Annotated in this window: 23 protein-coding genes; 12 read left to right on the forward strand and 11 right to left on the reverse strand. The window is 37.5% G+C overall.

What is annotated here, in order from left to right; all coding sequences use genetic code 11:
- Nucleotides 1-20 precede the first annotated feature (20 nt).
- The 3 genes from FAX86_RS07725 to FAX86_RS07735 all read left to right on the forward strand — a co-directional run bounded on the left by FAX86_RS07725 (nucleotide 21) and on the right by FAX86_RS07735 (nucleotide 1581).
- Entirely contained in the window at nucleotides 21-266 is a 246-nt protein-coding gene (locus tag FAX86_RS07725) for a MoaD/ThiS family protein (RefSeq protein ID WP_144392755.1), read from the forward strand.
- A 7-nt stretch (nucleotides 267-273) separates the two neighbouring features.
- Entirely contained in the window at nucleotides 274-720 is a 447-nt protein-coding gene (gene moaE / locus FAX86_RS07730; protein ID WP_144392756.1) for a molybdopterin synthase catalytic subunit MoaE, read from the forward strand.
- 114 nt (nucleotides 721-834) lie between these two features.
- A complete protein-coding gene (locus tag FAX86_RS07735; protein ID WP_144392757.1) occupies nucleotides 835-1581 on the forward strand; it encodes a sulfite exporter TauE/SafE family protein in 747 nt (248 codons plus the stop codon).
- A gap of 207 nt (nucleotides 1582-1788) precedes the next feature.
- Here the strand turns inward: FAX86_RS07735 and FAX86_RS07740 are convergent, their stop codons facing one another.
- Nucleotides 1789-2469: a hypothetical protein gene (locus FAX86_RS07740; protein WP_144392758.1), complete on the reverse strand. Its 681-nt coding sequence runs from the start codon at nucleotides 2467-2469 to the stop codon at nucleotides 1789-1791.
- A gap of 963 nt (nucleotides 2470-3432) precedes the next feature.
- Nucleotides 3433-3681, reverse strand: a complete 249-nt coding sequence (locus FAX86_RS07745) for a helix-turn-helix domain-containing protein (protein WP_144392759.1) — start codon at nucleotides 3679-3681, stop codon at nucleotides 3433-3435.
- Nucleotides 3682-3770: 89 nt separating this feature from the next.
- Here FAX86_RS07745 and FAX86_RS07750 point away from each other — a divergent pair, with 89 nt between their 5' ends.
- Nucleotides 3771-4121 (forward strand): hypothetical protein, encoded by a 351-nt coding sequence (locus FAX86_RS07750; protein WP_205859123.1) that lies wholly within the window; start codon nucleotides 3771-3773, stop codon nucleotides 4119-4121.
- 135 nt (nucleotides 4122-4256) lie between these two features.
- Here the strand turns inward: FAX86_RS07750 and FAX86_RS07755 are convergent, their stop codons facing one another.
- The 7 genes from FAX86_RS07755 to glnA all read right to left on the reverse strand — a co-directional run bounded on the left by FAX86_RS07755 (nucleotide 4257) and on the right by glnA (nucleotide 14808).
- Nucleotides 4257-4775, reverse strand: coding sequence for a hypothetical protein (locus tag FAX86_RS07755; protein WP_144392761.1), 519 nt, complete (start codon nucleotides 4773-4775; stop codon nucleotides 4257-4259).
- The gene (locus FAX86_RS07760; RefSeq protein ID WP_144392762.1) at nucleotides 4772-7393 is read right to left on the reverse strand and encodes a hypothetical protein; all 2622 of its coding nucleotides are present in this window, start codon (nucleotides 7391-7393) and stop codon (nucleotides 4772-4774) included. The genes FAX86_RS07755 and FAX86_RS07760 overlap by 4 nt, the downstream gene beginning before the upstream one ends.
- A complete protein-coding gene (locus tag FAX86_RS07765) occupies nucleotides 7393-9435 on the reverse strand; it encodes a hypothetical protein (RefSeq protein ID WP_144392763.1) in 2043 nt (680 codons plus the stop codon). The genes FAX86_RS07760 and FAX86_RS07765 overlap by 1 nt, the downstream gene beginning before the upstream one ends.
- Nucleotides 9432-10652 (reverse strand): tyrosine-type recombinase/integrase, encoded by a 1221-nt coding sequence (locus tag FAX86_RS07770; RefSeq protein ID WP_144392764.1) that lies wholly within the window; start codon nucleotides 10650-10652, stop codon nucleotides 9432-9434. Before FAX86_RS07770 ends, FAX86_RS07765 begins: the two co-directional genes overlap by 4 nt.
- A 154-nt stretch (nucleotides 10653-10806) precedes the next feature.
- A complete protein-coding gene (gene ntrC / locus FAX86_RS07775; RefSeq protein WP_144392765.1) occupies nucleotides 10807-12219 on the reverse strand; it encodes a nitrogen regulation protein NR(I) in 1413 nt (470 codons plus the stop codon).
- Nucleotides 12216-13427, reverse strand: coding sequence for a nitrogen regulation protein NR(II) (gene glnL / locus FAX86_RS07780; protein WP_144392766.1), 1212 nt, complete (start codon nucleotides 13425-13427; stop codon nucleotides 12216-12218). The genes ntrC and glnL overlap by 4 nt, the downstream gene beginning before the upstream one ends.
- A complete protein-coding gene (gene glnA, locus FAX86_RS07785; protein ID WP_144392767.1) occupies nucleotides 13399-14808 on the reverse strand; it encodes a glutamate--ammonia ligase in 1410 nt (469 codons plus the stop codon). The genes glnL and glnA overlap by 29 nt, the downstream gene beginning before the upstream one ends.
- A gap of 409 nt (nucleotides 14809-15217) precedes the next feature.
- On the opposite strand from glnA, the gene FAX86_RS07790 reads away from it, so the two are divergent.
- The 8 genes from FAX86_RS07790 to FAX86_RS07820 all read left to right on the forward strand — a co-directional run bounded on the left by FAX86_RS07790 (nucleotide 15218) and on the right by FAX86_RS07820 (nucleotide 21939).
- The gene (locus FAX86_RS07790) at nucleotides 15218-15538 is read left to right on the forward strand and encodes a 2Fe-2S iron-sulfur cluster-binding protein (RefSeq protein WP_144392768.1); all 321 of its coding nucleotides are present in this window, start codon (nucleotides 15218-15220) and stop codon (nucleotides 15536-15538) included.
- Between the two features lie 27 nt (nucleotides 15539-15565).
- Entirely contained in the window at nucleotides 15566-15820 is a 255-nt protein-coding gene (locus FAX86_RS22180; RefSeq protein ID WP_164503504.1) for a CBU_0592 family membrane protein, read from the forward strand.
- A 12-nt stretch (nucleotides 15821-15832) separates the two neighbouring features.
- The gene (locus tag FAX86_RS07795) at nucleotides 15833-17071 is read left to right on the forward strand and encodes an NAD(P)/FAD-dependent oxidoreductase (protein ID WP_246128518.1); all 1239 of its coding nucleotides are present in this window, start codon (nucleotides 15833-15835) and stop codon (nucleotides 17069-17071) included.
- Nucleotides 17072-17094: 23 nt separating this feature from the next.
- Entirely contained in the window at nucleotides 17095-17511 is a 417-nt protein-coding gene (locus FAX86_RS07800; protein ID WP_144392769.1) for an energy transducer TonB, read from the forward strand.
- 213 nt (nucleotides 17512-17724) lie between these two features.
- Nucleotides 17725-17976, forward strand: a complete 252-nt coding sequence (locus FAX86_RS07805) for a hypothetical protein (protein WP_144392770.1) — start codon at nucleotides 17725-17727, stop codon at nucleotides 17974-17976.
- Between the two features lie 214 nt (nucleotides 17977-18190).
- Nucleotides 18191-20848, forward strand: coding sequence for a hybrid sensor histidine kinase/response regulator (locus FAX86_RS07810; protein ID WP_164503505.1), 2658 nt, complete (start codon nucleotides 18191-18193; stop codon nucleotides 20846-20848).
- Between the two features lie 311 nt (nucleotides 20849-21159).
- Nucleotides 21160-21609 carry a hypothetical protein gene (locus FAX86_RS07815; RefSeq protein ID WP_144392772.1) on the forward strand — a complete coding sequence of 150 codons (450 nt, stop codon included), beginning with the start codon at nucleotides 21160-21162 and terminating at the stop codon, nucleotides 21607-21609.
- Between the two features lie 12 nt (nucleotides 21610-21621).
- Entirely contained in the window at nucleotides 21622-21939 is a 318-nt protein-coding gene (locus tag FAX86_RS07820) for a helix-turn-helix transcriptional regulator (protein ID WP_144392773.1), read from the forward strand.
- A gap of 251 nt (nucleotides 21940-22190) precedes the next feature.
- Here the strand turns inward: FAX86_RS07820 and FAX86_RS07825 are convergent, their stop codons facing one another.
- Together FAX86_RS07825 and FAX86_RS07830 are read right to left on the reverse strand one after the other, a co-directional pair.
- On the reverse strand, nucleotides 22191-22388 hold the full coding sequence (locus FAX86_RS07825; protein WP_144392774.1) for a DUF6316 family protein: 198 nt from the start codon (nucleotides 22386-22388) through the stop codon (nucleotides 22191-22193).
- Between the two features lie 234 nt (nucleotides 22389-22622).
- Nucleotides 22623-26648: a hybrid sensor histidine kinase/response regulator transcription factor gene (locus FAX86_RS07830; RefSeq protein ID WP_164503506.1), complete on the reverse strand. Its 4026-nt coding sequence runs from the start codon at nucleotides 26646-26648 to the stop codon at nucleotides 22623-22625.
- Nucleotides 26649-26694: the final 46 nt, after the last annotated feature.

The following is a 26694-nucleotide window of genomic DNA, read 5'->3' on the forward strand; positions in this document are numbered from 1 at the left end:
TTAGAGAAGAGAGTTAAATTATGATTAGAATATTATTTTTTGCGTCACTTAGAGAGCGATTGAAGTGCGAATCTATTGAAGTAGATTATGAAAGTGGGCTAACGCTTTTCGACTTAAAAGATACACTGATGCAAAAGGATGAAATTTGGCACTCTGCGTTATCCGGTAACTTACTTTCTGCTGTCGAACAAGAAATGGTAGTTGAAAATACCAAGCTCACAGATGGAATGGAAGTTGCCTTTTTTCCACCAGTAACGGGCGGGTAGATTACTCATGATTCGTGTATCTGAACAAGATTTTGTTGTTGCTGACGAGTACCAGGCGTTAATTAACGATAATGCGAGTGATGGCGCCGTAGTGTTTTTTGTGGGACTTGTTCGAGACTTTAACCAAGGAAATAATGTTTCAGAACTGTATTTGGAGCACTATCCAGCTATGACTCAAAAAGTATTATGCGAGATTGTTGAACAATCAAAGCGACGGTGGAATCTTGGACGGGTTCGAGTTTATCATCGAGTCGGCCATTTAAGTATCAATGATCAAATTGTATTCGTAGGCGTATCTTCACGACATCGTGATGATAGTTTTCGTGCTGCACAATATATTATGGATTTTCTAAAAACCGAAGCTCCATTTTGGAAAAAGGAGACGGTTAACAAAAATATTTCTCGATGGGTAGAATCTGAAATTAAAGACTATTCTGCTCGTGATAGTTGGTAATTAGAGTATTAAATTATACGGTGGTGAGTGCTCTAGCAAAAAACATAAAATTAATTGCTGGTTGTTGTTTAGTCTTCTTTAAAGATTGTAAGTAGATTTTGATAGGGTCGAAAGTTGAGTTTGTTAGAGCTAGAATTATTTTTGCCATTGCTTTTTTTGCTTATGGCCATTTTATACGCTTCTGTTGGTCACGGAGGAGCTTCTGGATACTTGGCAGTCATGGCGCTTTTTAACATGTCACCTGATTTGATGCGTCCATCGGCACTGTTAATGAATGTCGCAGTATCATCACTTGCAGTTTTCTTTTATTTTCGAAAACAAGCATTTAATTGGAATTTGTTCTGGCCACTTACAATAACATCAATTCCTATGGCTTATTTGGGTGGCTCTATACAAATTTCAGACTTGTATTTCAAACCTATTATTGGGATTGTACTTTTGTTCTCGGCGTATTATTCAATTTTTTCAAGACAGGAGTACGAAGAGACGAAGCAGCCTGCTTCAAATTCAATATTGTTTGGAACAGGTGCCGGATTAGGATTCTTATCCGGTTTGACAGGTGTTGGCGGGGGAATATTTCTAAGTCCTTTGCTCTTATTTACAAAATGGGCGAGCATTAAAACTATATCGGGTATAGCCGCATTGTTTATTTTAGTTAATTCTATAATGGGGTTATGTGGCTATGTTGCCTCTGGAAATAATATTCCAAGTGTATCTTCTTATTGGTTTTTAAGTGTTCTGGCCGGTGGAATAATTGGAGCTAAACTTGGAAGTGATTTGTTTAATAATAATTTTGTAAGAATAGTGCTTGGATTTGTACTATTTATTTCAGGTATAAAAATGGTTCTTAGTTTTGTCTGAATTAGCGTATATTTGCGTTACGAACTAAATGTTTAGCGAGAATTACCGAAATGGATGAATTATTACAGGATTCATTACAGATCTAAAACGATGCTTTCATCAGAGTGTGAGGAGAGGCTATCAATACAAATTATGATGGAGTGTAGAATATTGGTTTTGACATTTTCGTTGTCGCCGAGACGCGAAGATTAAGAAGTCAATTTTTTATCATTTCCATCTGATTTTCATAATACTTTGTAAAATGGTAACTGACTCAACAATTCCGAGACCGCTCAAATTTACTCCTGGTCTAATTTCAGGGAGTGGAGGAGTTTCTGCAACATTGCCAGAGAGCATTGTAACATACCAATCGTTGTTGAGAGTTGAGGTTTTATTATAGCTAGGTGCATCGAATTGACTTCCAACGAAAACCATACCATCCTGCCGTTGATGCCAAGTATACATTGGAATATTGAAAAGACTTCCAAAAGAATTCATCAAATGGTATCCATGGCCAATATAGGACGATATCGATATTTTTCGGATCATATATTTTCTAAAAGGTAGATCAAACAACAATCCTGTTCTTTGCGAAAATTCGGAGCAAACTTGGCGTAATGTAGGAGTCTTTACATTGAAATTAAAAGTACAATTTAACAAGCTCGTTAGCTCTAAGCATTTGACTTCATAATAATTATTCGAGACCAAGAGCGTAGATACTACAATTCCAGTAAAATACAAGAATAAGCCCTCAGAATCATACCCTATATGGTATTGGAGCATTTGACCTTCCGGCTTCTCGGTTAGAATGAAAGTTGCGGCGCCGGGCATAGAAGATGACAGTCGAATGTTTTCATACGTATGAGTATAAGCTCGACCGTCGATGAATACTTGCTTCTCTAGTATCATAGCTTCCCGATGAAGAGAATCTGACTCGTAAAAACAGAGTTATAGAATGTGGTCTAAATGCACAAAGTATAGGACCTTACTTTCCCAATAATACGGTTTCGTCTTTTTAAATTGTGCAGCAAGCGATAACTTGATTCCGATATTAAAATGTCGACTTACAATCATCTCGAGGGTGCCTGTTTAAAGATGCTTCGTTAAAGGACAGTATTGCAAAGTATGAAATATACACTAAAACTAGACAATAACCCGAATGGGTTAGATCTGGACAAAAGCGAATATAGAGTTTTGTAGGGATTACCTTAAAGGTTTATATACTTCCTAAGGATTTTATAGTTAATTCTAAGAGGTATGGCTAATTTTATAAGAATTAAATAAAGAGCCAGAAATCATTAAACTTGAGCATCGTAGATAAAGTGAGTAGTTAAATCAATTCAACACTCGTTTACCATATAAGAATATTAGTTGTATTTTTGACTCAGATACAACAAGCAATTATAAATGTTAAAAATATATCCTAACTGATTTTAGTAGTAATAATTTCTTTAAAAGAGATTAAAACTCCCGTCGGATTTGCGGTAATTAGAGAGTACAATACCGCTCATACAGAAATTACGTTCCATCAGTTCGATGGCAGATATCTTTCCTTCGGACAATAAACGAACCTCATGCTCGCGAACGGCGCATTTCTTCGCTTCTCTTTGGGATATCTTTCTCATTATATGATGATCGACTAAGAGGAATATGATTGTCAACTTTTATTAGTTATTAATAAACTTTACTTCTATTGAGTAACTTTCATTTGAAATAAGTAATATTCGCTCTTTTAATTTATATTTGTCCTAAATAACAAAACGGCATCTGCTTATACCAGTAGTTATTTTCTAGGGTTGTAATTATTGTAGAGTAAGCAGAAAGTTTGTAGAAGCACTGTATTCTTTGAAGGCAATTCAAATATTTGGGTAATTAATGCAAAGGTGAAGATTTTTCTAGAATTGAGATAGCATCATGAGGATCAATATCTAAAGCCTTGCAGTATTGAACCAACTCATACGCATCCAAGCGCCGCTCCATACTCTCAATTTTTTGAACAAAAGAATGCGGTTCATCTATTCTTTCGCCTAATTCTCGCATACTCAAGCCTCTCAAATTTCGAGATTCCTTTAACCACATCACAAGGCGGTAGTAGGCATTAGATGATATCGCTTTTTTCATTCTGCGAATTATTGTTAGAATAGCCAGTGTACCCAAATTAGGTACACTATCGATTTGATAGAAAATCTAACTAATAAGGGAGTCCGATAGTGATTAAAAATGATATACACCAGGGTAAATGTGGTTTGTGTGGAACCGAGGTGCCAAATGAAGCCACTTTATGCGCAGGATGTGGTGCTAGATGGGGGAGTTCTACTGGAAAAACGCGTCTGGAAGTCTACAAGGATGGTAAGCGAAACCTAAAAGTTGGCCTTTTCTACGGATTAGCACTGTTGTCTTTCTATTTAGTAACTATCTATCTTGGCTCTTTGTGGGCAATTGCAGCAATGGTAGTTGGTTTTTTAGTTGGTCCGGTTTGCCTTGGATTGGTGATAGGCGGTTTGCTTTCTATGAGAAAGGCAAAAACTAATTTAAAAGTTGATTGGTGGTTGATTAGATAGGTTATTTATGCTCTTTCTAGAGTAAGTTCGCCTTGAATAAGTTAACGCCGAAATGGGCATCGCTTAAACTCAACTTGAAGAAAGTTAGCAGAATAAGAATTAATCTCATGCATCTTTCTTAAAACATTTATCTGCTCAAACATTTAGACCTAGCTTTCTTTTAACAGGAAGCGAGAGTTTTGACACCATAAGATTTACCTGTTCTAAAGCATTTTCTGATCTTAATGTAGAGAGTTGCCTTTTGTAATGCTTTAACTCCTTCAAGACATCGGCTTTAGGATGTTGATTAATTCCTTTAGACATTGTTCTATCATGCGTTAACAATTTTTTATCCATTTCATCTACTAGATGTTTATTGACATCTAGTAAGAACTTTTTCAATTCAGCTGAATATGAGGAAGAAGAAGTTAATGTAGTCGGTTTTACGCCAACGTGTCTCGCAACTTCACTGGCGAATATTTGATAATTTGACTTTCTCTTATAATGTTTACGTAGAGAATGGATCTTAATATATCTCAACTTTTCATCTTTTTGTTCAATAATGAAGTGGAATGCTTTCAGAGAGATGTTTTTGTCTGATGCCCAGTTAGGTATCCTATTAACTTTACTCTTCTTGCTTGCTTTTAAGTTTATCAAGTCGAGAGCTGTTTTCATAAGAATTTAGGCCTGTTTTCCAAGGATGTCTTAATTGTTTGGATTACTAAAGGATCTGCTCCTAAATCAATTAGGTGAACAAGTGCCTTCTTAACTACTTTTTGGGATGCCATGTATAGTGGTTCTAAGGTTTCTGTTGAATTAAGAATACTTAAATCATTAGCGATGCCTAGCAATATACCTTCTGTATTACCAGACTGGGTTAAGTTATTACAACAGCCAAGGCACAAACTTGGTGTTGCATTATGTCTAACTGGGATTCCTCCGACAGCGCATTTTGCTCTAAACATGCTTCGTCTGCTTAATAAGCAATATCCCCAAGGACTAGATTTAATATCGATGATCTCTTTTAAGCAAAAATCAGCTATTTCTTGAACAGTTTTAACATGAGTTCTTAAAAACATTCTTCGTAAAAGCTTACTAAAGGCACCTGAATAATCATGCCCTCTTTTAGAGATGTAGTTATTGACGATAGAGGTTATAACCTCGCGTTTAACGTTCTGATGCTGCCAATAGTTGTCTTTGTTATCAACGTATGCATTCCACTGAGTATGAGATATATGTTTAAAACTAGAGCGAATCATCCATCCAATGTCACCATCAAATCTACGATATACAGATTCTGCCCACATATGTCTAAATGCATGAACTGTGGGGTAGAGGCAATCTGTAAGTAATTCCGTAATAACATCTTTTGTTAAAGTAGGATGCTTTGATTCCGTATTTTGTAAATAATTGTAAGTACTTGGTGATAAATATTGCTCTAGAAGATCTGAGTGCTCTTTTGCTAACTTACCTTCTCGAAACATAGGAATGAGATTTCTACGCTTGTCGTATTCGATTAGAAATCGAACTCTTTCAATCTGAGTTTTAGCGGTGATGTACGCATGAACTAAATCAGGTGCGAATGTATTTTCTGGTTCTTTTTTTAAGTCAGATATACTAGAGAATTTTTTTGATATTTCAGTAAAGGGCTGGTAGTGGCTTACAAAGTGTGCCCAAGCATTTCTAACGGTTCTTTTCATAAACTCCGCTGAATTATAAATATTCTTTGCGCTGGACTGGAATCTATACAAGCAGGGACGCAATGACTCAGCCAAAACTAAAAAGCTCATGAGCTTTAGTGTTTGATAGGCCTTATAAGAAATTTCACGGTTGAGCTTAATATCGCCGTTTGTTTTAGGAACATACCACTTTACTGAAAATCTTAATGGATTAGCTGATTGGTCCAATATATCTCTATTATAATCTGTGTGTACATTTGCAATGCTAAATCCATATTCGCTCTCTCGCCAACCCGTTATCGCGACAAAGTAAGTTGCTCCAGCATCCTCGATAAGTTTGATATATTGATCCGACAGTGTAACTCCTTTTGAACCAGATCTCTCTAACCCAAATTTCCGAAAAAACGATCTGTTTGGAACGCTTGGATTGCAATTGTCAACTAACTCTTGAAACATTGGTTGTACTATTGAAAAAAGATTGATACTTCGGCCTTCCAAATGAAGGCTCTTACTTAAATCATTCTCAGGATTAGGATTGGTTCTGAATTCAGGGGCTTTTGATTGGATTATTCTATCTACATAAATTTCAACTAATGCAGTTAAAGATGGTACGATATATTCTTCTGAAGATTCTAAACCAGCTCTATTGGCAATATCTCTTATGTTCTTTTCCTCAAGAATTGTCTTTCTGGATAACAAAAGAGATTGAATTCCTTTAAATGCAATGATCGTTTCTTTATGAAGCTCGAAAAGCCTTTCTAAACCTAAGTTTCTTCTGTATCTTTTACATAACTGATTTGGAGTCAATCCTTCCAGAAAGCTCCTGCATATTGGACGAAGAATTCCCATTGTTCCTTTATCGTTATAAAAGAATCCAGCTTTATTGCTGATTTTTCTAACTTTTAGTAGAGTCCAGCCGATAGATGCTGCGACTGAGAAGTGTTTGTCGAATATATTTGCGCAATGTTCAACATAAAACTTTCCGTAATCCAATGTTAAGTTGTTTAGAGAGCCGCCATCTTTCCAGTCTCCAAAAGTCAAGTCTCCCTGGTACTTACTTTCGAAAATAAATTTTAGTCTTTTATGTATCATTCTGTTACTAAAGTTTTGGTCAAATAAAAATGGTAAACCATGAATTTTGCTTACACTATTCCATTCATTGGTATTCATAGCAGTAAGCGAGACATGGTAACTTAAAGGAGTCACTTTAGGGACAGGTACTCCATTGTTCATTGAGTGAGATAATATATACTCTAAGTAACTTTTTAGGTCGTTTTTATTAATAGTATTAATTTTATTTTTGTGTAAGTAGAAAAAGATTTTTATTATTGATTCAAATATATTTCTCAATGTCACAATTCCATTTTTTCCCGCGCTCATAAATAGAAAGAAGCTTTTGGCAATTGCTTTTGAATTAGAGTCGGTGTTGAAATCGATGCTTATATTACTAAGTGAAGTGAAATCAGCTGTAAACCCTTGTGGCTTAGCTTCAAATCTCCAAGTATCATGATGGATTAAGTTATTTTTTCCGGGAAGTTGATCTAGGATATTTTGTAATTGCGTATTTTTACTTTCAAGTGTTCGAGAAATCTTTTGGCTGGTCGAAACGTTCATTAAGCTACTCCGCCTCTAGCTTCGTTAGTGAATAGAGGAGGTAGTACGTGCTTTATTTTATTATACTCAGATTTTCCTAACTTAAATACAGTAGGTTTTATGTATTCATGTAGAATAACATTCATCCACTCTACTTTAGGAAGCACTGTTTGTTCAAAATATGTTGGGCAATTATTTAGCAGTATATTAAATTTATTTTCAACCTCAAGTATATAATGCAGCATATACACCACACTTTCTGGAGATTCGATAACCAGAATATCTTCATTAGAAAGCGTATTGCTCTGGAAAAATCTTGTCGATTCACAAACAGAAGAGTTTTTTGGGAAGCTTTTCTGAGAGCTTTTTCCATTAATTAGAGTTGTTCTAAGTAAAATATCATTGATTCTATAAACAGCTTTGTTCAAGCTGGGTTTGTAGACTACCTTCTCAAGATCGTTAAGCACAAGTCTAGTTATTCGGCCATGTTGATTTATCCAGTCTTTATTTTCATCCGTTAGATAATGTAACTTCTCAACGTTGTTTGTATGTGAATTGACATTAATTAAGTCGCTTTCTCTATATCTATCTGAGCGAGAATACACACTTGATGTCTTAATTGCTTGCAAAGTGAAAAAATATGCAGGAATCGGATACTCTACTTCAGATCTATATGATTTTGACGTAGTACATTGATTTCTTATCTTTTTTTCTCGATACCATGTATGATATGAAATGGTTCCGTATTTCGAAAAAGCATTAAATGCATCGATAAAAATACTGGATGCTGACCTTGCTTCAATATTTTTTGAATATTCTTTATTAAAATAGGTGGACTGCCAAATGTTGCTTAATCTTGTTGATATAGTGTCATGAGATGCAAAAGTTAGGTAGTGTAATTTTTGGATGTTGTGAGTAAACAGAGCGTTGCCTTCAAAGTTACAATAGTTTAGATAGAGAAATATTGCTTTTCCTTCAATTGAGCGAATATCAACTATTGGGCTTGTATACCTAATGTTTGATCTTGACTTATAATATTCGCATTGAATCAAAATCGGATTTTTATTTCTATTGTAACTAATTTGAAAATTTGATTTTTTTAAAGAGGCGATGTTGCTAGGTTGTACTGCAAGTGAAGCGCAGATCCATGCAAACAAAAGTTGCTCAATAGGACTCGGACAAAATAGATATTCCTTAGAAAATATCAAAGGTTTGAGGAATGATTTGGTTTTTATGGATAACGGTTTATGTTCGTTATTGGACAATAATGCGGAAATAAGCCTCGAAGAATCCTTACTTGACAAAGTATCCAGATAGAATAATTCGAGATAAGAGTTCGTATAGGTAGTAGACTTGTTAAGCACGTTGTAAATTTTCTTGCAGTAACTTTGGTACTCAGTCCTTTCCTGTATGTTTTTATAGCTTTTTGGGGAAAAGCTAATTTTGTCATCTTCAAGCAAACACGAGATTTTTCTCTTTGAATCAATAATACTGTGCAATAATGTTGCGGCTGCTATAGAGAATGATGTTACCAAGCGACTTGGGCTTTCAAGTTTAAGGTATGCCTTTTCTCCAAGAACACTTCTAAGCCACGTAGAATTCGAAAAGAATGACGTAAGCGTAGTAGGTTTAGGTTTTTCACATAACGCGACTTTCGTATTATCAATAATGCTATTTATATTTATTGCCTCAAGGCTTGATTGATTTATTGAGAGAAGGCTTTCATTAAATAATCTAATGATTTTTGAAACACCAGTGGATTGTGGCTTAACTTTGTTCTGAGTTATTCGCGAAAGTTGGAATCTATTGAGCACATGAAAGTAATTGTCTTTGGTTACTTCATCGTCAGTTAACCATTTAACAAATATTTTTACTCCGTTAAGATAGCTGTCGCGAGAACCTTGAGATATGCTCGCCCACCACTCCGATTTTAATGCTTCAACTATAGAGTTAATGATTCTTCGTTTATAGATTGAATCTTCTTTGAAAGATTCTAACTTGCTAGACAATCCAAGTTGAGTAAATAAACGTTTTTTAGAGTTAATTAGGATTGAGTTACTCACTGATTTATACCTTCTATATAAAACATTAGCTGTCTTAAACGAATATATCGCGTGGTAGTCGATGTATTTTTGTGTCCTAGTCTTTTAGATACGGTCAATAAGGCGGCACTTTCTGAGCGAGTTTCCCTTCCGTACTGATCGCATAGTTCTGAATGGTATAATTCGGTTGCAAATGTATGTCTTAAATCGTGATATGAAGACGCTTGATGGAGATGGGGCAGTGATTCTTTGCATTTTCTAAATACGGTTGAAGCATGCGATTTACTAATAGGCTTTCCTTTTCCTTCGTTATCGGATCTGATAAAGAGTGTGTCGCTTGGAGTTCGTGATGTGGAAGCAATTTCGTGACGCTCAGTTTCATAGTAAGTTTTCATGGCTTTTAGTAGAGAACGGTCAAAATATATGTATCTGGAACGACCACGCTTTGTATATTTTCCATTTAATAAAAAACGAAACCTATTTGTTGTTGAGTCGGAATCAAGTTGTTGAAACAGTTCAAGCAAACCTATATTGACTTTTAATCTTGATCGATGAGACTTTAGAATCAGACCTGTATTCTCTTCTGCTCTCATTCCGACTTCATAGCCCATTCGAAGTATTAATCGATCTCTTAGGGAGTTACAAGATTCTAGAAGCAGCAGCCTATCATCTTTGGATATATAATTTATTCTTGAATTGGAACAATCTTTCTGAGAAATAAGCAGCTTTGTTTGGGAATATATATTCGTTACAGGAATGTTGTTTGGCTCTATAAGATCTAGTGAAAAAAGAAAATTATAGAATGCACTTAATGCGGAGCAATGTGCTTTTAATGAATTAATCGAGTGGAGTTGAAGTGGTAGGTAAGAGTTTAAATAACCGCTCAAAAATTCTGAATCAATTTTCTCTAACCTATGTACGTTTATGCCTTGTTTTTTGTTGTTTTCATTGACATATAATATGAAGCGGTATAGGTGACCAATATAATTTTCTGCAGTATTTTTTGAGATGGGTTTAGTAGTGAATGAGGTTGAGATAAATCTCGGCGTTCTTTTTAATTTTCCTAAAGAAGGTGTTCTAGCAGTTGTGATCCAATCAAAGATTGACTCGGTGTTCGCTAGGTGTATTTGCCATAAAAGTGGAAGTAAGATCACGCAATTGTTGTCATCTAAAAATATACGTAATTCGCCTATCTCCGTATTTTCAAGTGCGATATCTCTAAGTAATATTCGTTTCATTGGTCAACTCAAATAATGGCTACTGTTTTAAAAGTAGCAAATATTTCGAGGTAACCTAATAAATTATCCTTGCAATTCTAGGTCATTATATTACCGGTATTGGGTGGAATCTCCGGCTGATAGAGAACAATATTGAGCATTTATAGAACTCGCGTTATTGAGTTTGATATTTTTTCTGTTTTCTAGTGATGGTATTTCGGCCCCAGCCGAGTAATTTGGCTGCGTCTTGTTTGTGTCCATCACTAATGGTTAACGCTAATTCTATCAAAATCTTTTCGAACTCTTCTTGAATATTTTCGAGTGCTTGCTGATCGCCTGATTCAACTTGCTGTACCAGCTTTTGTTTTAAAGCGGATTGCCAGTTTTGATTGACCGGTAAATTGCTGGATTCTGGTGTTGTCATGCTTTTTACTTCCGATGGTAAATCGGCTGCCATGATTTCACGACCGGACGACATAACCATTAGCCAGCGGCAAACGTTTTCGAGTTGCCGAACATTGCCTGGCCACTCGTATTGCATCAGCTGTTGTTCGGCTTCTCGACTTAATTGTTTGGGTTCTGTTTCCAGTTCTTTCGCAGCTTCACTTAAAAACTGCTTCGCGAGAAGTGGAATATCAGTGATTCTTTCTTTTAAAGTTGGTAATTGAATGCGTATGACATTAATGCGATGAAAAAGATCCTCACGGAAACTTCCACGTTTCACCAGTTCACTTAAATCTTGATGGGTTGCTGCAACGACGCGAACATTGGCTCGAATGGCTTGGGTGCCGCCCACTCGGTAGAAGGCTCCTTCGGAAAGAACGCGTAACAAACGCGTCTGTGTTTCGAGCGGCATATCGCCGATTTCATCAAGAAACAGCGTTCCACCGTCGGCTTGTTCAAAGCGCCCAAGGTATCGCTGGCTGGCACCGGTAAAAGCTCCTTTTTCGTGGCCAAATAGTTCGGACTCAATGAGGTCTTTAGGAATGGCGGCCATATTTAGTGCGACAAAGGGACCGGTTGAGCGGCGACTGTGTTGGTGAAGTGCACGAGCAACTAATTCTTTCCCGGTTCCGGATGCACCATTTATGAGCACTGAGATGTTTGAACGAGACAGTCGACCAATAGCACGAAACACTTCCTGCATGGCAGGAGCCTCACCTATGATGGTTGGCATTTCGGGGGCTTCGAGTTCGTTTCCTGGGGCATCAGCATCTTTGTGAACATGGGCTGCACGACTTACCAGCTCAATGGCCTGATCAACATCAAAAGGTTTGGGTAAATAATCGAAAGCACCATATTCATAGGCGTTCACAGCGCTTTCCAAATCACTATGCGCTGTCATAATAATTACTGGGATTTCTTGATGGGACTGCTTCAGCTCTTTTAGTAAGACAAGTCCGTCATCGCCTGGCATGCGAATATCGCTCAATACGACGGAAAAAGGATGGTCGCGTATTAATCGTCGCGCATCGTCAGCATTAGCCGCTGCGGTCACCGTAAAACCTTCATCTTCTAAAGCTTCAGTGAGTACCCAGCGGATTGAATTATCATCATCGATAACTAATACATTGGCTGTATCGGTCATGTTTGCTCTTCCGTTTTATTTATGAACGGCAAATAGATGGAAAAACAGGTTTTTCCCGGTGCCGATTCATATTCAATAATGCCGTCGTTTTGTCTTATCAGCGACTGCGCAATTCCCAGGCCAAGCCCGCTACTTTGTTTACCGCTGATAGTTGGAAAGAAAATAACGTCTTTAAGTTCGTCTGAAATTCCAGGGCCGTTATCTTCCACATCAATTCGTGCCATGATGCGAAACTGTTTTGGCCCGATTGAGTGTTGATGTACTGCACGAGTACGTAGGGTTATTTCACCTTCAAAGCTAACGGCTTCACAGGCATTGTTCATCAAATTCAACAAGGATTGATAAACTTGTTCGGGTGCGATGTTGAGCTCTGGCAAGCTTGGATCATAGTCGCGAACAATAGTAACTTTGTTGTCCGTTTGAAGCTCAACGACTTCAATAGCGCGCTCGGTCAGTGAGTGGATGTTGGTTTCTTTGCGCTTTTCGACTTTGGCTGGCGTGAGCATTCGGTCGACCAGTGTTTGTAGTCGATCGGCTTCACTGACTATGACTTCTGTGTAACGAGCGAGGTTTTCTGGGACTTTCCTGGCCAGTAACTGCGCTGCGCCTCGTAATCCACTAAGCGGATTTTTAATTTCGTGGGCAAGATTTCTCACCATCGATAAACTGACTTTGTTTTGGTCCAGCAGTTGGTATTCCTTTCTGATGCTCATTTGTTCACGTGCACACATGATTTCAAGCAGAATAACTGGCGTATGCTCCAAATGTTGGTAATTCAATGATATGTGGCACCCTTGCCACTCCTCCTGTGCGGTCACCAGTGTCGCGTCTTCCATTTGCCACTGGCCTTTCTGTTGGAAGCACTGATGCAGAATTTCTTCTGTTACATCGCCAGCAACCAATACCGACATCAGCGGCTGCGTTTGTACCCGACGTAAGCTTTGCGCCAGCAGCGCTTCTGCGGCGTCGTTGAGCCACAGTATGCGAAGCGACTCATCAACCATCACGATGGAGGTTTGCAAGAGACGGTAAACATTATCAATTTGAATAGGAATCATTGCACCATTATAGTTCATTGTTGTCTTGGTGCACCAGTATGGTGCTTTGTGTTTTGCTTGAATGACCGAATAAGCAAAAAAAAGCCCGGCAATTAACCGGGCTTTTCGCGAGTATTGATGATTACACGCTGTAGTACATGTCGAACTCAACTGGGTGAGTTGTCATTTGTAAGCGTTGAACTTCTTCGCTCTTCAGTGCGATATACGAATCGATAAAGTCATCACTGAAAACGCCGCCTTCAGTCAAGAACGCACGATCTTTATCAAGCGCATCAAGCGCCATTTCTAATGAAGATGCAACCGTTGGAATTTCTGCTGCTTCTTCTGGAGGAAGATCGTACAAATCTTTATCCATAGCGTCGCCAGGATGGATTTTGTTCTTAATTCCATCAAGACCAGCCATTAACATACCTGCGAAACACAAGTATGGATTCGCTGTCGGGTCACCGAAACGAACTTCGATTCGACGTGCTTTCGCTGAGTTTACATGTGGAATTCGAATAGAAGCAGAACGGTTACGAGCTGAGTAAGCAAGCATAACAGGAGCTTCGAAACCTGGAACTAATCGTTTGTAACTGTTAGTAGAAGCGTTAGCTAGAGCGTTTAACGCGCGAGCGTGCTTGATGATTCCACCGATGTAGAAAAGTGCTTCTTCAGACAAACCGCCGTATTTGTTTCCGGCAAAAACATTTTCACCTGTTTTGCTGAAAGACTGATGTACGTGCATACCGCTTCCGTTGTCGCCAACGAGAGGCTTAGGCATGAAGGTCGCTGTTTTGCCATAAGCGTGAGCAACGTTGTGAATAACGTATTTGTACTTTTGAATTTCGTCAGCTTTCTTAACTAACGTATTGAATTGCGTAGCAATTTCGTTTTGGCCCGCTGTTGCAACTTCATGGTGATGTGCTTCAATAACTAAGCCCATTTCTTCCATGATGTTACACATTTGCGAACGAATATCTTGCGAAGAATCAACAGGAGGAACGGGGAAGTAACCACCTTTTACGCGAGGACGGTGACCTGTGTTTCCGTCTTCATAGCCTTTGCCTGAGTTCCATGCCGCTTCTTCACAATCAACTTTAAAGAATGAACCGGCCATGTCTGTATGGAAACGAACGTCTTCAAATAAGAAGAATTCAGGCTCTGGACCAAAATACGCTTCGTCACCTAAACCAGTCGATTTTAAATACTCTTCTGCACGTTTAGCGATAGAGCGTGGGTCACGATCGTAACCTTGCATAGTTGAAGGTTCTAAGATGTCACAAGTGATGTTAAGCGTTGGATCTTCACAGAAAGGATCCATAACCGCTGTTTCTGTATCTGGCATTAAGACCATGTCAGATTCATTGATGCCTTTCCAACCTGCAATTGAAGAGCCATCGAACATTTTGCCTTCGTTTAAGAAATCTTCATTAACTTGGCTAGCAGGAATAGAAACGTGTTGTTCTTTTCCTTTGGTGTCTGTGAAACGTAAATCGACGTACTTAACGCCTTTTTCCTTAATCATGTCAATGACATTTGCGACGGACATAGTTATCTCCGGTTGTTATAGTCTAGTGGATTTAATTTTTTTGTTCTGCTGAAAAGCAAGCGTCGTGCCAATCCCCAATTTGGGGAGGCGCCTGCCAGAGAATCGACTCTGGAGTGCATTTGAGTATAGATGGAAGAGCAAAAATAGAAAGTTTTATGCACCACAAAGGTGATTTGGTGTTGGTGTGCACCAAAAAGGTGTTTGGTCAGGAGCTCCTTATTGTTAGCTCGATTTGCTTTGTAATAAAAAAGCGTTTGGCAGACTAATAAGTTATTGAATACCTAGGTAAGCGATGTGAATTAACTGCCTTATTTACAACGGAATCAGGGAAGATGTTAATTCGTTTGGAGTCCGCTACAATATGCGCTCAAAAAATTGTAACCCATATAAGTAAAGTGTTGAGGAAATCATGCCGTTAATTAAATACATTGATCATGCGGGTAATGAATACGAAGCCGATGTTGACGTTGGAAAAACCGTTATGGACGGTGCAATGGATAATATGATTGATGGAATTTTAGCAGAGTGTGGCGGTTGTTGCTCTTGTGCTACTTGCCATGTGTATGTTGATGAATCTTATCTTCCGGTAACAGGCAATGCGGAAGGCATGGAAAAAGAAATGCTGACGGCAGTGAACGAACCAAAAGATAACAGCCGTTTGAGTTGCCAAATTTTTGTGACTGAAGAAATGGACGGAATGACGGTGCGTATTCCTGAGTCACAGTATTAATGCCTAAACTTTTTTGCAAATAACGCAATGGCTTTTGAATGGTATGACGCGATTGGCGCTTTAGGATCTTTATTGATAATTGGCGCCTTTTTCTTTTTGCAAATCGAAAAAATAAAAAGCGACTCTATGAGTTATAGCATCCTCAATGGTTTAGGGGCTGTGCTCGTACTCATCTCCGTCTTTTACTCATTTAATCTGGCGGCACTCATTCTACAACTATTTTGGTTAGCAATTAGTGCCATTGGAATTATCCGTGTTGTAAAAAAGAAAAAACAATCTTAAGGAGTATTCACGGTGGACATTAGCGATAAAGAAAACTCTTGTCTGATTGTTGGTGGCAGTCATGCGGGAGCTCAATTAGCCATTAGTCTTCGTCAAATGGGATGGCAAGGCCGAATTAAAATTATTTCTGAAGAAGCCTATTTGCCTTACCAAAGACCACCACTGTCGAAAGCGTTACTTGCAGGAAAACAAGAGCTGGAGAATGTTTACATACGTCCAGAAACTTTATACGAAAAGCAAAATATCGAATTTGCGCTGAAAACTCGAGTCGCAAAAATAAATCGCAAAGCGAAAACGGTAGAGACGCAAACCGGAGAAATTATTTCGTACGACAAGCTTGCTCTATGCACCGGAGCTCGAGTTCGAAAGTTAGAAATTTGCGGTACCGACTTAGCGGGAATTCATTATTTAAGAAATTTTGCCGATGTGAGTCGTATAAAAGGAGAATTAGATTCTCCCAAGAAAATATTTATTGTCGGTGGCGGGTATATCGGTCTCGAAGCTGCGGCATCATTGAAACAATTGAATCACGAGGTGACCGTTGTTGAAGCTGCAGGTCGAGTTCTTCAGCGAGTAACAGCACCACAAGTATCTAACTTTTTTCATGCCAAACATCATCAACAAGGTGTTTCCATCGTTACAAATAAGCAAGTCGCTGAGTTTTTAGGTAATAACAAAGTTGTTGAAAAAGTTGTATGTACCGATGGAACCGTATTTGAAGCCGATCTAGTTATAGTTGGAATCGGAGTGCGCCCGAATGAAGAGCTTGCAGCTCAAGCGGGTTTAAAAACGAATAATGGCATTTGGGTTGATGAATTTGCGCAAACGGACGATCCCGATATTGTTGCAGCTGGTGATAATACGAATCACCCGAATAAACTGTTAGATACTCGTTTACGTTTGGAATCTGTACCCAATGCGATGGAACAGGCAAAGGCAGCTGCGGCCAGTATTTGCGGTAAGCCTACAGAATACGCTTCACTGCCATGGTTTTGGTCCGATCAATATACAATAAAGCTACAAATTGCGGGACTCAATACGGGGTACGACCAAGTTGTTCTTCGCGGAGATCCTGCCGATGGCAATGACAGTTTTGTCGCTTGGTATTTAAAAGGTGGCAAATTACTAGCTGCAGATTGCATTAACCGACCTAAAGAATTTATGTTTGCCAAACAACTGCTGGCAAAAAAGATAGACGTTAAACCAGAGCAATTGACGAATGAAAATTTTGAGTTAAAGCAACTTGTTTAACTATTAGAGAAGGAAATATATAAATGAAAATATTACTCGTATTAAGTCTTACCATTCTACTAGCTGCTTGTCAGAGCACTTCGAATGGCAATACCGCTTTTTCTGGTAAGAAAAAATTAGATGACTGTGGGTTAATAGATGAGTCAGACCGAGTGGAAGGAGACAACAACGAGGCAATTCCATGTGTTGTTGTTACGCCTTTTTATCCAAGAGATTTAGCGATAAAAAGAATCTCTGGGCACGTAAAGTTTGGTTTTCTGCTTAATGACGCTGGAAAAGTTGAAAATGTTCGAGTTATTGAGTCAGTGCCTCAAGGGAAGTTTGATTATGCGGCTTTAAAAGCACTCTCCGAATGGACTTTTAAATTACCGAATAACAATGGAAAGTTAATGCTCGATAAAGAACTGTTTTATACCATGGAATTTAAAATAGACGGTTAATATTGCTATAGATGTTTTGCATCTATCCATACCTATTTTTCTAAATGAAGTATCAAAAGGGGCTGTAATAGTCCCTTTTAATTTTTTTGGAGCATATATATTGTTTTGGGAAATAGAAGTCAGCAATTGTACTGATTGTAACTTTCTCTGTATTTGATATTTTCAAATTATCAATTTAGGCTTGTATCAAAAATTAATTATTTATGATTTTAAATGGCAAAACCTAACAAAAAAGGACCAACCAAAACTGTCGATATTTATTGCAGTCAGTGTAAGGCACAGCTGTACACCTATCGAAAAGGAGGCAAAGGCGCGTTGGTTAAATGTTTTAAAGAACGGATTTCTAAAGATTTTACAAAAGTGCCCGCAACCTGTCCTGAATGCGAGCAAGTCTTTGGGAGAGAGACTCTTATTCGTGGTACTCCTGCGTTTAAAATGATTGGTGGAAAAGTATTTATGAAGTAGAGACTCTGACTTCTCCCTATATATTATCTAATAACCATCTCTTTACTAATTCTTCTTGAAAGGACATCTGAAGGACGTATTTTCAGATTTTTGCTGACTCTTTTTACCTTTTTTCAATCACTTTCCTAATTCAGTGTTGCTGATATCAATATGAGATTGTTGATTAACACAATGGCAGGACTAAACTATTTTTAGACAGATGGAGAGTTCTAAATTGGCCGAAAATATTAACTCGATAAAAACCCAAAAGCCAAGATGGTTTTATGCTTATCTCGCGTTGGCGCTTTTTGACATTATTACTGTGGTCGCAAGCTTGTATCTTAATAAGGAAATTATCGGTCTTTATTACAATACCGTTGACGAAAATAAGCTGTGGGCTGAGTTACAAACAGAGATGTCGGACTTGGCTGATAAAGCATTAATACTTAATGGGCCTGGAAATAATGTGTTTGACTCTTTAAACGTTACCAAGGAGAGAGCTAACTACGATCAAGCGAAAGAAACACTGCTAAATAAATATGACGCCCTAAAAAAGTCAGTTCTAACTCATCCATTGATTGACTCTACAGAAAGAATTATTTCTAGTCTAGATGATTCGTATCGCAGTTTTGAACAGTTGGACGCTGAGGTTTCCTTTATTTTTCGAGAAATAGAGAATGCAAACGTTGATATTGCGGCCACACACATGTCGACGATGGATAGACATTATGCTGAATTAGCGAGTCATATTGCCATTGCTTCATCTGAAATCCAAAAAATGCAACTCGACTATATTGACAATCAACTGGTTCAAGCTGAGAGATTAAAAGCATTTGAGTGGTTAATCGGTGGATTTATTGTACTCATGGTGATTGGGGCGACTTTATATGGGAACTCTTTAATTAAGAAGATTAAAAAAGACGAAACTAAGCGGCTTCAAACAGATATAGAGTTGCAAACGGTATTTAATTCAACACCCGACCCGTCTTTAGTCATTAATGAACATGGAGTTGTGCAATCGGCCAATATGGCACTAACAAAAGAGTTGGGCTATACCATTGAAGAGGTAGTTGGAAATAATATTTCAATTATTATGCCTGAGCCACATCGCAGTAATCATGACAGTTATATTCAAGAATATCTAAAAACTCATTTGGCAAAAGTAATTGGTAAATCAAGAGAGTTAACGGTATTTCATAAGGACGGTTATGAAATACCTATTATATTAAGTGTTAGTGAAATGCTGCTACCTCATGGAGTCCATTTTCTCGGGACGATTCATAACATTACAGAGCAAAAACGCGAAGCTAAAAAACTTGAGAGAGCGAAAGCGTCGGCTGAACGGGCCAATAAACTTAAGTCTGAGTTTCTTGCAAATATGAGTCATGAAATTCGTACGCCAATGAATGGTATTATGGGTATGAATACACTTTTGCAAGAGACCGAGTTAGATTCGGAACAAAGAAAATTTACTAATATCATTCATAATTCATCTGAAACCTTGCTTCATTTGCTTAATGACATTCTTGACTTCTCTAAAATTGAAGCCGATAAACTTGACTTAGATTACATCAATTTTAATCTTAGATTGCTTCTTGAGGAGGTTGCGGAGCTCGCATCTTTGAAAGCTTGGGAAAATAAAGTTGAAGTACTATTAAAAATTCAACCCAATGTTCCAAAGTATATATTTTCTGATCCTGTTCGTCTGAGACAAATTTTAAGTAACCTAACGAATAACGCGCTCAAATTCACCGAGCAAGGTCAGATAGTTATTGAAGTTTCTGTTAATGAGAGAAGTGAAAATGGATTTAATTTGCAGTTTTCTTTGATTGATACAGGGATTGGAATTAATCAGAAACATATCGCCAATATTTTTGAAAAATTCTCGCAAGAAGACTCTTCAACGACTAGAAAATACGGAGGTACAGGGCTAGGACTAGCGATTTCTAAAAAGCTAGTACAAATGTTGGGAGGTCAAATTAGTTGCACGAGCGAAAAAGGGAAGGGCTCTAATTTCAGCTTCAATATTGTCGCGGCACTTTCTGCTCAAGGAGAATTGGAAGAGCAAAGTGATATGAATGAACTAAAAAACAAATCAATTTTGGTGGTTGATGATAATGATATAGGTCGAGAAATTACGTCAAGTTTACTCAAACATCACGGAGCAAACGTAACCTTAGCTTCATCATCAAAAGAGGCATTGGAATCTATCAATGAAATTTCCTTTGATGCTGTTTCGACAGATTTTATGATGCCAGAAATGGATGGTATAGAGTTGGCTTCAGCGATGCGAAAAAACGGGTTTGCAAATCCTATTGTGATGTTATCTTCTGCCAATATAAAAGATCAACTCGATAACATCGGTTCAATTAATGGCTTTCTTTTGAAGCCTGCTGAGAGCCTTAAGATTGTCAGTATGTTTGAACGAATATTTGATAATTCTCAGCTCAACCGATTGTTAACTTATGCTGACTTATCAAAGTCTATTGAAAGTCTCACATCTACACGTTCTCAGCTGGTAACCACAATAAAGAAAGTTCTTCTGGTAGAGGATAATAAAACCAATCAGATTGTGGCAAAGTCCATGCTAGCCAAAATTGTTGAGTCTATTGAAATTGCAGAAAACGGAGAAGAGGCTTTTGAAAAGTTCCTCAATTCCAGTTTCGATTGTATCTTCATGGATTGCCAAATGCCAGTGTTAGATGGCTACGAAGCGACCAAGAAAATACGGGCTCATGAAGCAAAAACTCAGGCTAAAAAAATACCGATTATTGCACTAACAGCAAATGCAATGAAATCTGACATAGAGCGTTGCTTTGAAAGCGGCATGAATGATTATTTATCCAAGCCGATTCAATTGGAAAACTTGTTCAAAGCCATTGAGAAAATTTAAGTGTGTTTTAAGCAATTTATTAGCTGATTAGAAAATCGACAAAGTACTCGTCCGATTGGCATCACTTTTAAGTAAGATAAAGGAAAGTTGGGGAACGCTCATGTCGAGGAAACTAAGCTTATCGCTTAAGAAAGTTGATTTTTGAATGGCAGCGTGAGCAATCTTGGATAAAAAATACTTAAATATCAATAAGATAAAGCTTTTGTCGTGTGAGTGTCGGGTTGTTTTTCTGCATGTCGTCTTGATGACGTAGTAACTATTAATAATCTAAATACAATATTATGAAACGATATGTATTGGAGACATTTTAAATGACTAAGTATCAAACTGATTCAGCAAATAGGACTGTTGATCAAAACATTGATTTTCGCGAGTTGTGCGTCGACGGTAATTGGATTCACATGTCTGATGGCGACTTAACAATAGATGTCTATTTCTCAAATTTCTTTTGGCGTACTTTTGTTTTTGTTAATGGAAAAAAGATCTCTAAAAAGATGACATTGACCAACCATCCTTTCACCTATTTAGGTGAAAAATATGAAATTAAATTTCGCTGGACTGGAATGGTCGATGGAATATGCCAACTGATAAAAAATAAGCAGTTAATCGACTCTAATCAGTTTCGTCTATACGATGAAAATGACAAGCTCGCTAAGCGTGACTTTCAGTATACAGCAGCCATCCACGCTCTTTTGGGATTCTCGATTCTGGGTATTTCAGTATTTGTACAGTCTTTAATCTCTACTTTTTTGCTTAATTAATAGTTTACCCTTATGAATATTAATAGTGAGCTCTTAAAAAAAGAGCGATTAAAAAGAGGTTGGACCCAGCAACATCTTGCTGACATTGTCGGCCTTAGTTCAAGAACTATTCAGCGTATTGAAAGTAAAGGAGTGACTTCAATGGACACGGCTTCTGCGTTGTGTGCAGTGTTAGAAATATCACGAGAAGACTTGCTCGAGGGGGAAAAAGAAATAAAAGAGGTCAAATTTAATATCCCAATGCTGATGTTCCTATTATTTATTGCCGGATTATTACTTGGTGTCTTTACGACAATTGTTTTTATCTTATCTTTTTATAATTTATCTTAAGCTTGTTGAAGTTTTCGGTACAGTATTTAGTGAGCAAAAAATGGCTATCGAGTGATTATTTAAAGTTAATAAGTTTAGCTCAATAGGTTATCTTAGAATTAAAGATTAGATTTAATCTCGAAATAAGAATGTGGAAGATGTAAAGTTATCGAATTCATTAATTAATTCGATTTTGAATAAAAATAAAAGGGATTGAAGGAAAATTTTATTTCATAAACAAGTATTGAATACTCATTTGCATTATTGAAATGTTAAGGCCGAGGTCCTCGTATATCCATTAGGGAAACGTAAGTTTCTACCGCTTGGCTCGCTTCTTCTACTGTATCGTAAGGTCCCATCAAACGGCGCTCACGAGTTTTAAAAAACCATTGACCATCTTTTTGTACAAATCGAGATGGTTCATCGTTCAGATCAATTTGTTGTGCAGCTTGGTTCATTTTTTTGTCCATTAGTTACTCTCTAAGTACTAACTATACGTCAGACTTTGAATCTTTGGGGATCATAGCGTGAACCAGTTCACATTTATAGGAAAAGTGATTGTTACTATTGCACAGTATCGCATTATCAATATGTGAAAATTTACATTTTTATAGTGAGGGAAAAATTAGACTACAAAAATAGGTAGAAGGATTAACAGCTTAGGAACGGTTGGGATGTTTTGTCGCAAAATGGCGAAAATAAAGTTAAAACTCTTCTTTAGAATATTCAGAAGGAGAGCAGCCATATTGAGCTTTAAAACATTTGCCAAAATAACTGTGAGAACTGAAACCAACGTCCAAATAAACATTACTGGCGGGTTCTCCTTTGGCCAATAATTCTTTGGCTTTATTTAAACGAAAACTTCTTAAATACTCAGTAGGAGTTAAGTCCATAATTGCTTTAAGCTTTCGATGAAGTTGCCGTTCGCTTACGCCAATATCATTTGCTAGAAGGCTCATTCGAAAGCTTTCGTTTTGATAATTATTTTCTATGATGGCGTTCATTTTATTAATAAAGGCTGCTTCTTTTGATTGTTGCACTAGTTCTTTATTGGGTTTTAGTTCCTTATCCTTTTGAAACGTTGATGCATGGAAGCGACGCTTTAAAATACTTCTTATGTCGAGTAGGTTTTTTACCCGAAAGCTTAGCTCGTCAATATCAAAGGGCTTTGCTATGTATTCGTCGGCTTGCTGTTCCCAACCTTTTAATCGGCTCTGTTTGTCATTTTTGGCAGTCAATAATATTATTGGAATATGAGACGTTATTTCGTTAGATCGTAACGCTTCAACGAGCTGATACCCATCCATTTCGGGCATCATAATATCGGAAATGATAATATCTGGAACATTAGCGATTGCTCGCGCAAAACCTTGCTTTCCATTGCTCGCTTCGTCGCATATAAAGTGATTTGAGAAGCTGTCAATTAAGTATTGTCTTAACTCCCAGTTATCTTCAACAATTAAGAGAGTTGGTTTACTCGAGTCATCATCCATTGCTTCTGGAGTTTTATTCGATGAGTGTCTTATTTCATTATTCAGACTAACTAGCTCTGTCGAGACGATTTCTGAATTTTTATGGTCGTTGCTTGAATTGTTTGTTTTTTCATTAATGATGGGTAAGCTAATTTCAAAGAGAGTTCCTTTGTTTGGCGTGCTAATAAGCTTTATATTGCCCTGGTGATGCTCTACCAAGTTCTTTACTAGCGACAGTCCGATTCCTGCGCCGACAACCCGTTCGCTATCTTCATTAAGCACACGGTTAAAGCGTTCAAAGACTTGTTCTTGTTTATCTACTGGGATTCCGATACCGGTATCTTTGATATTGATAACGTAATTTTGATTATCCCGCTTTGCGCTGATAAACACCTGCCCACCAGGTGGTGTGTATTTCAGTGCATTCGAGAGTAGATTAAGAATGATTTTATCAATGGCATCTGGTGTAAAATCAAATGTGACATCATCAATAGTGCCAACATTAAAGGTAATGTTTTTTTGAAAAGCTAAGTCACTAAATGCGTCGGCAATAAATCGAATGGTTTTTCCAACTGCAATTGAATGTTTTTGTGTTATTGCTTGAATCTGAAAGGTCTCCAAAGATAGCATTTGGTCCACCATTCTGAGTAATCGGTTGGCGTTTCGCTGAATAGATTCTAGTTTCAGCTCAGATTGACTGGGTAACTCTTGTTTTAGTTTCTCTAAGGGGCCTAATATTAGTGTCAGAGGTGTTCTGAATTCATGGCTAAAGTTTGTAAACTCATCGTTCTTTCGAGAAAGTAGTTGTTCGACAATCTGTTTTTCTTGATTAAGTTCGTAAGTTCTGTTTTTTACAATTAATTCAAGTTCCTTTGCTTTTTTAGTTAACCGTTTTTCTCGATATTTGATGACGCAAAATAACAATATCGCGGTTGTCACTAAGTAGAAAAAATATGCACCCGGATGCATCCACCATGGCGCTTCTATAGTGAATTTATAGCTTGTGTAATTCTCGGGCCAACTTCCAGTGGTGTCGCTCGCTTTTACCTGGAACTCGTAGTCTCCTGGTGTCAAATTCGTAAACGTAGCAATTCTTTCATTGGCTGTCGTTTCAATCCAGCTTTCGTTATTAGAAAGCAAACGGTATGAAAATTTTACTTTTTGGGGGTGAGTAAAGTTGTTGCTTGAAAAGCCAAATGATAGATTGTTGTTTTGATAATCAAGAATGGTGCCTTTTTCTGTATTTGGTTTTCCCTGAAAAGGTTGGTTATTGACTTTAATATTTGTAAGCGTTACCGATAAAAAAGGAGTGACGTCAGTGATGTGAGACGGTGAAAAATAATTGAATCCATTAATACCGCCGGTTAACATCATATTGATTTGGCGGTTAAAGTCTCCGGTCGGAGTAAACGCATTTTCTTGTAAGCCATCTTTACTATCAAAATTGATAAATTTTTTACTATTCAAGTTAAGTATGGAAACTCCTTTGCTTCCGAATGTCCAAATTCGATTTTGATTATCGGCCATCACTTGCCACAATAGGTTACTCGAAATTTGGCTGTTGTTAACAGAGTAATTTACAAAATTATTCGAACGTCGATCGTATTGGTATAATCCATATCCTTGAGTTGATATCCATAAGCTCCCACTTTGATCTTCTGTTATAGATGTGATTTTAAAAGGAGTCTCTTTAATTTCATTCTCAAAGATGCGTTTTATATCTCCCTGGTCTGTGATTTCTGAGAGTCCAAATTTACGGTCGACTAAAAATAATGAGTTGTCAGAAGTGCTGTAAATAACATGGCCATTAAGAGATGACTCTTTTGATGAGAGTTTAACGGCAATTTTAGTTGCTTTATCTATTCGGTAGGTACCTTCGTAGTAAGTTGTTGCGAAAAGATTGGACTTGTTCTCCGTTAAGCTTTTTATTCTGGCTGATTTGGGGATTCCTGAAATAGAGCTAAAACTTTTGGCTTGAGGGTTTAAGTGTAATAGTCCCAAGTGACGAGTGGCTAGCCAAACATCAATTGACGAAGTTACTTTAATGGCTAGTATGTTATTGAGAGAAGTTTCTCTATCCTCAATTTTGATGCGGTTAAATGTCTCGCAAGTATTTGATTTTAAGTTAAGCTTCATCAAAGGGCCGGAATAAGAGGCAACCCAAATATTATGTTTGTTTTCGATAGCAACGGCATAAAAGTCGGTGAAGCCTTCACAAGGGTACAAAGAGTTGTTTTTAACATAATGGCCAAATTGGCGAGCCTCTAAGGGTGATTTATTTAATCCTCCACTTCCACCAATCCAAAACACGTCGTCTGCCGAAACAAATAATGAATAGATATTGCTACTTTTAACTCGGTTATGGGTGATCGTATTATTGGTATATTGACTGATTACTTCTGAATCAATATAAAAAAGATTAAGTCCATTGAGAGTGCCAATAGCAAGTGCGTTAATCGAGTCTAGGTAAACTAGCTTTGTTATATAATTGTTCGAAATTGATGGAGAGCTATTTTCTAAAATTATGGATATTTTATTTAATTCAAAGTTATATTGAGTTAATCCTTGCGATGTGCCGATGAATAATTGATTGCTAATGGTCACAAGGGCATTGATACGAGTATTATCCAGTGAACTAAGAGCAGGATTGAAACTACCCGCGCTTAAAATACGACGTTGAAAGGCATCGTATACATACAGACCTTTTTTGGTTCCAATCCAAACGTTGTTCGCTTTGTCTTCACTAAAGGAAGTGACGTAGTCGGATTTGAGCACACTATTATTTGTATTGAAGTTTTTCTGCGGCTTAAGGTTTTTATCTAAAATGGTGATTCCGGCATCTACGCTCCCGACCCAAATATCTCCTGTTTGTGTTTCAAACAGTTCTATTGCCGCTACTTTGTGCGTTAATTGACCTTGATAGTTGTAAACATCGACATCATCAAAAGCCTGGTTTCCCACGTAGCGCTGAAAACCACCGGCTGTCGCGATGAGTAAATGATTATTCGATGTGTTCAGCAGCCGATAAATATTGTGATGAATAAGTGAATTTGATTGTTCTTTGTTTGGTCGATAAATGGTGTAGTTATAGCCATCGTATCGATTTAACCCATCTTTAGTTCCAAACCACATAAAACCATGCACATCTTGCGTAATATCGGTGACTTCAATCTGAGAAATGTCATCGAAATTATTCGGTGTCGTTATGAAAAGTGGGGAGGTCAGGCTGAACACTAATTGGGAAATTAGTGTCAGCATGAATAAAGAGAGATATCTTATTAACATTTAATGGCTAATAAATAAT

The organism is Pleionea sediminis, assembly GCF_007570825.1.
Classification (GTDB): domain Bacteria; phylum Pseudomonadota; class Gammaproteobacteria; order Enterobacterales; family Kangiellaceae; genus Pleionea; species Pleionea sediminis.

Excerpts from the sequence above, each read along its gene's own strand:
- FAX86_RS07790 (WP_144392768.1), top strand. The coding sequence starts at position 15,218 with ATGCCGTTAATTAAATACATTGATCATGCGGGTAATGAATACGAAGCC.
- FAX86_RS07770 (WP_144392764.1), bottom strand. The coding sequence starts at position 10,652 with ATGAAACGAATATTACTTAGAGATATCGCACTTGAAAATACGGAGATA.
- glnA (WP_144392767.1), bottom strand. The coding sequence starts at position 14,808 with ATGTCCGTCGCAAATGTCATTGACATGATTAAGGAAAAAGGCGTTAAG.
- FAX86_RS07725 (WP_144392755.1), top strand. The coding sequence starts at position 21 with ATGATTAGAATATTATTTTTTGCGTCACTTAGAGAGCGATTGAAGTGC.
- FAX86_RS07745 (WP_144392759.1), bottom strand. The coding sequence starts at position 3,681 with ATGAAAAAAGCGATATCATCTAATGCCTACTACCGCCTTGTGATGTGG.
- ntrC (WP_144392765.1), bottom strand. The coding sequence starts at position 12,219 with ATGACCGATACAGCCAATGTATTAGTTATCGATGATGATAATTCAATC.
- FAX86_RS07740 (WP_144392758.1), bottom strand. The coding sequence starts at position 2,469 with ATGATACTAGAGAAGCAAGTATTCATCGACGGTCGAGCTTATACTCAT.
- moaE (WP_144392756.1), top strand. The coding sequence starts at position 274 with ATGATTCGTGTATCTGAACAAGATTTTGTTGTTGCTGACGAGTACCAG.
- FAX86_RS07820 (WP_144392773.1), top strand. The coding sequence starts at position 21,622 with ATGAATATTAATAGTGAGCTCTTAAAAAAAGAGCGATTAAAAAGAGGT.
- FAX86_RS07830 (WP_164503506.1), bottom strand. The coding sequence starts at position 26,648 with ATGCTGACACTAATTTCCCAATTAGTGTTCAGCCTGACCTCCCCACTT.
- FAX86_RS07815 (WP_144392772.1), top strand. The coding sequence starts at position 21,160 with ATGACTAAGTATCAAACTGATTCAGCAAATAGGACTGTTGATCAAAAC.
- FAX86_RS07800 (WP_144392769.1), top strand. The coding sequence starts at position 17,095 with ATGAAAATATTACTCGTATTAAGTCTTACCATTCTACTAGCTGCTTGT.
- FAX86_RS07805 (WP_144392770.1), top strand. The coding sequence starts at position 17,725 with ATGGCAAAACCTAACAAAAAAGGACCAACCAAAACTGTCGATATTTAT.
- FAX86_RS07825 (WP_144392774.1), bottom strand. The coding sequence starts at position 22,388 with ATGGACAAAAAAATGAACCAAGCTGCACAACAAATTGATCTGAACGAT.
- FAX86_RS07760 (WP_144392762.1), bottom strand. The coding sequence starts at position 7,393 with ATGAACGTTTCGACCAGCCAAAAGATTTCTCGAACACTTGAAAGTAAA.
- FAX86_RS07755 (WP_144392761.1), bottom strand. The coding sequence starts at position 4,775 with ATGAAAACAGCTCTCGACTTGATAAACTTAAAAGCAAGCAAGAAGAGT.
- FAX86_RS22180 (WP_164503504.1), top strand. The coding sequence starts at position 15,566 with ATGGCTTTTGAATGGTATGACGCGATTGGCGCTTTAGGATCTTTATTG.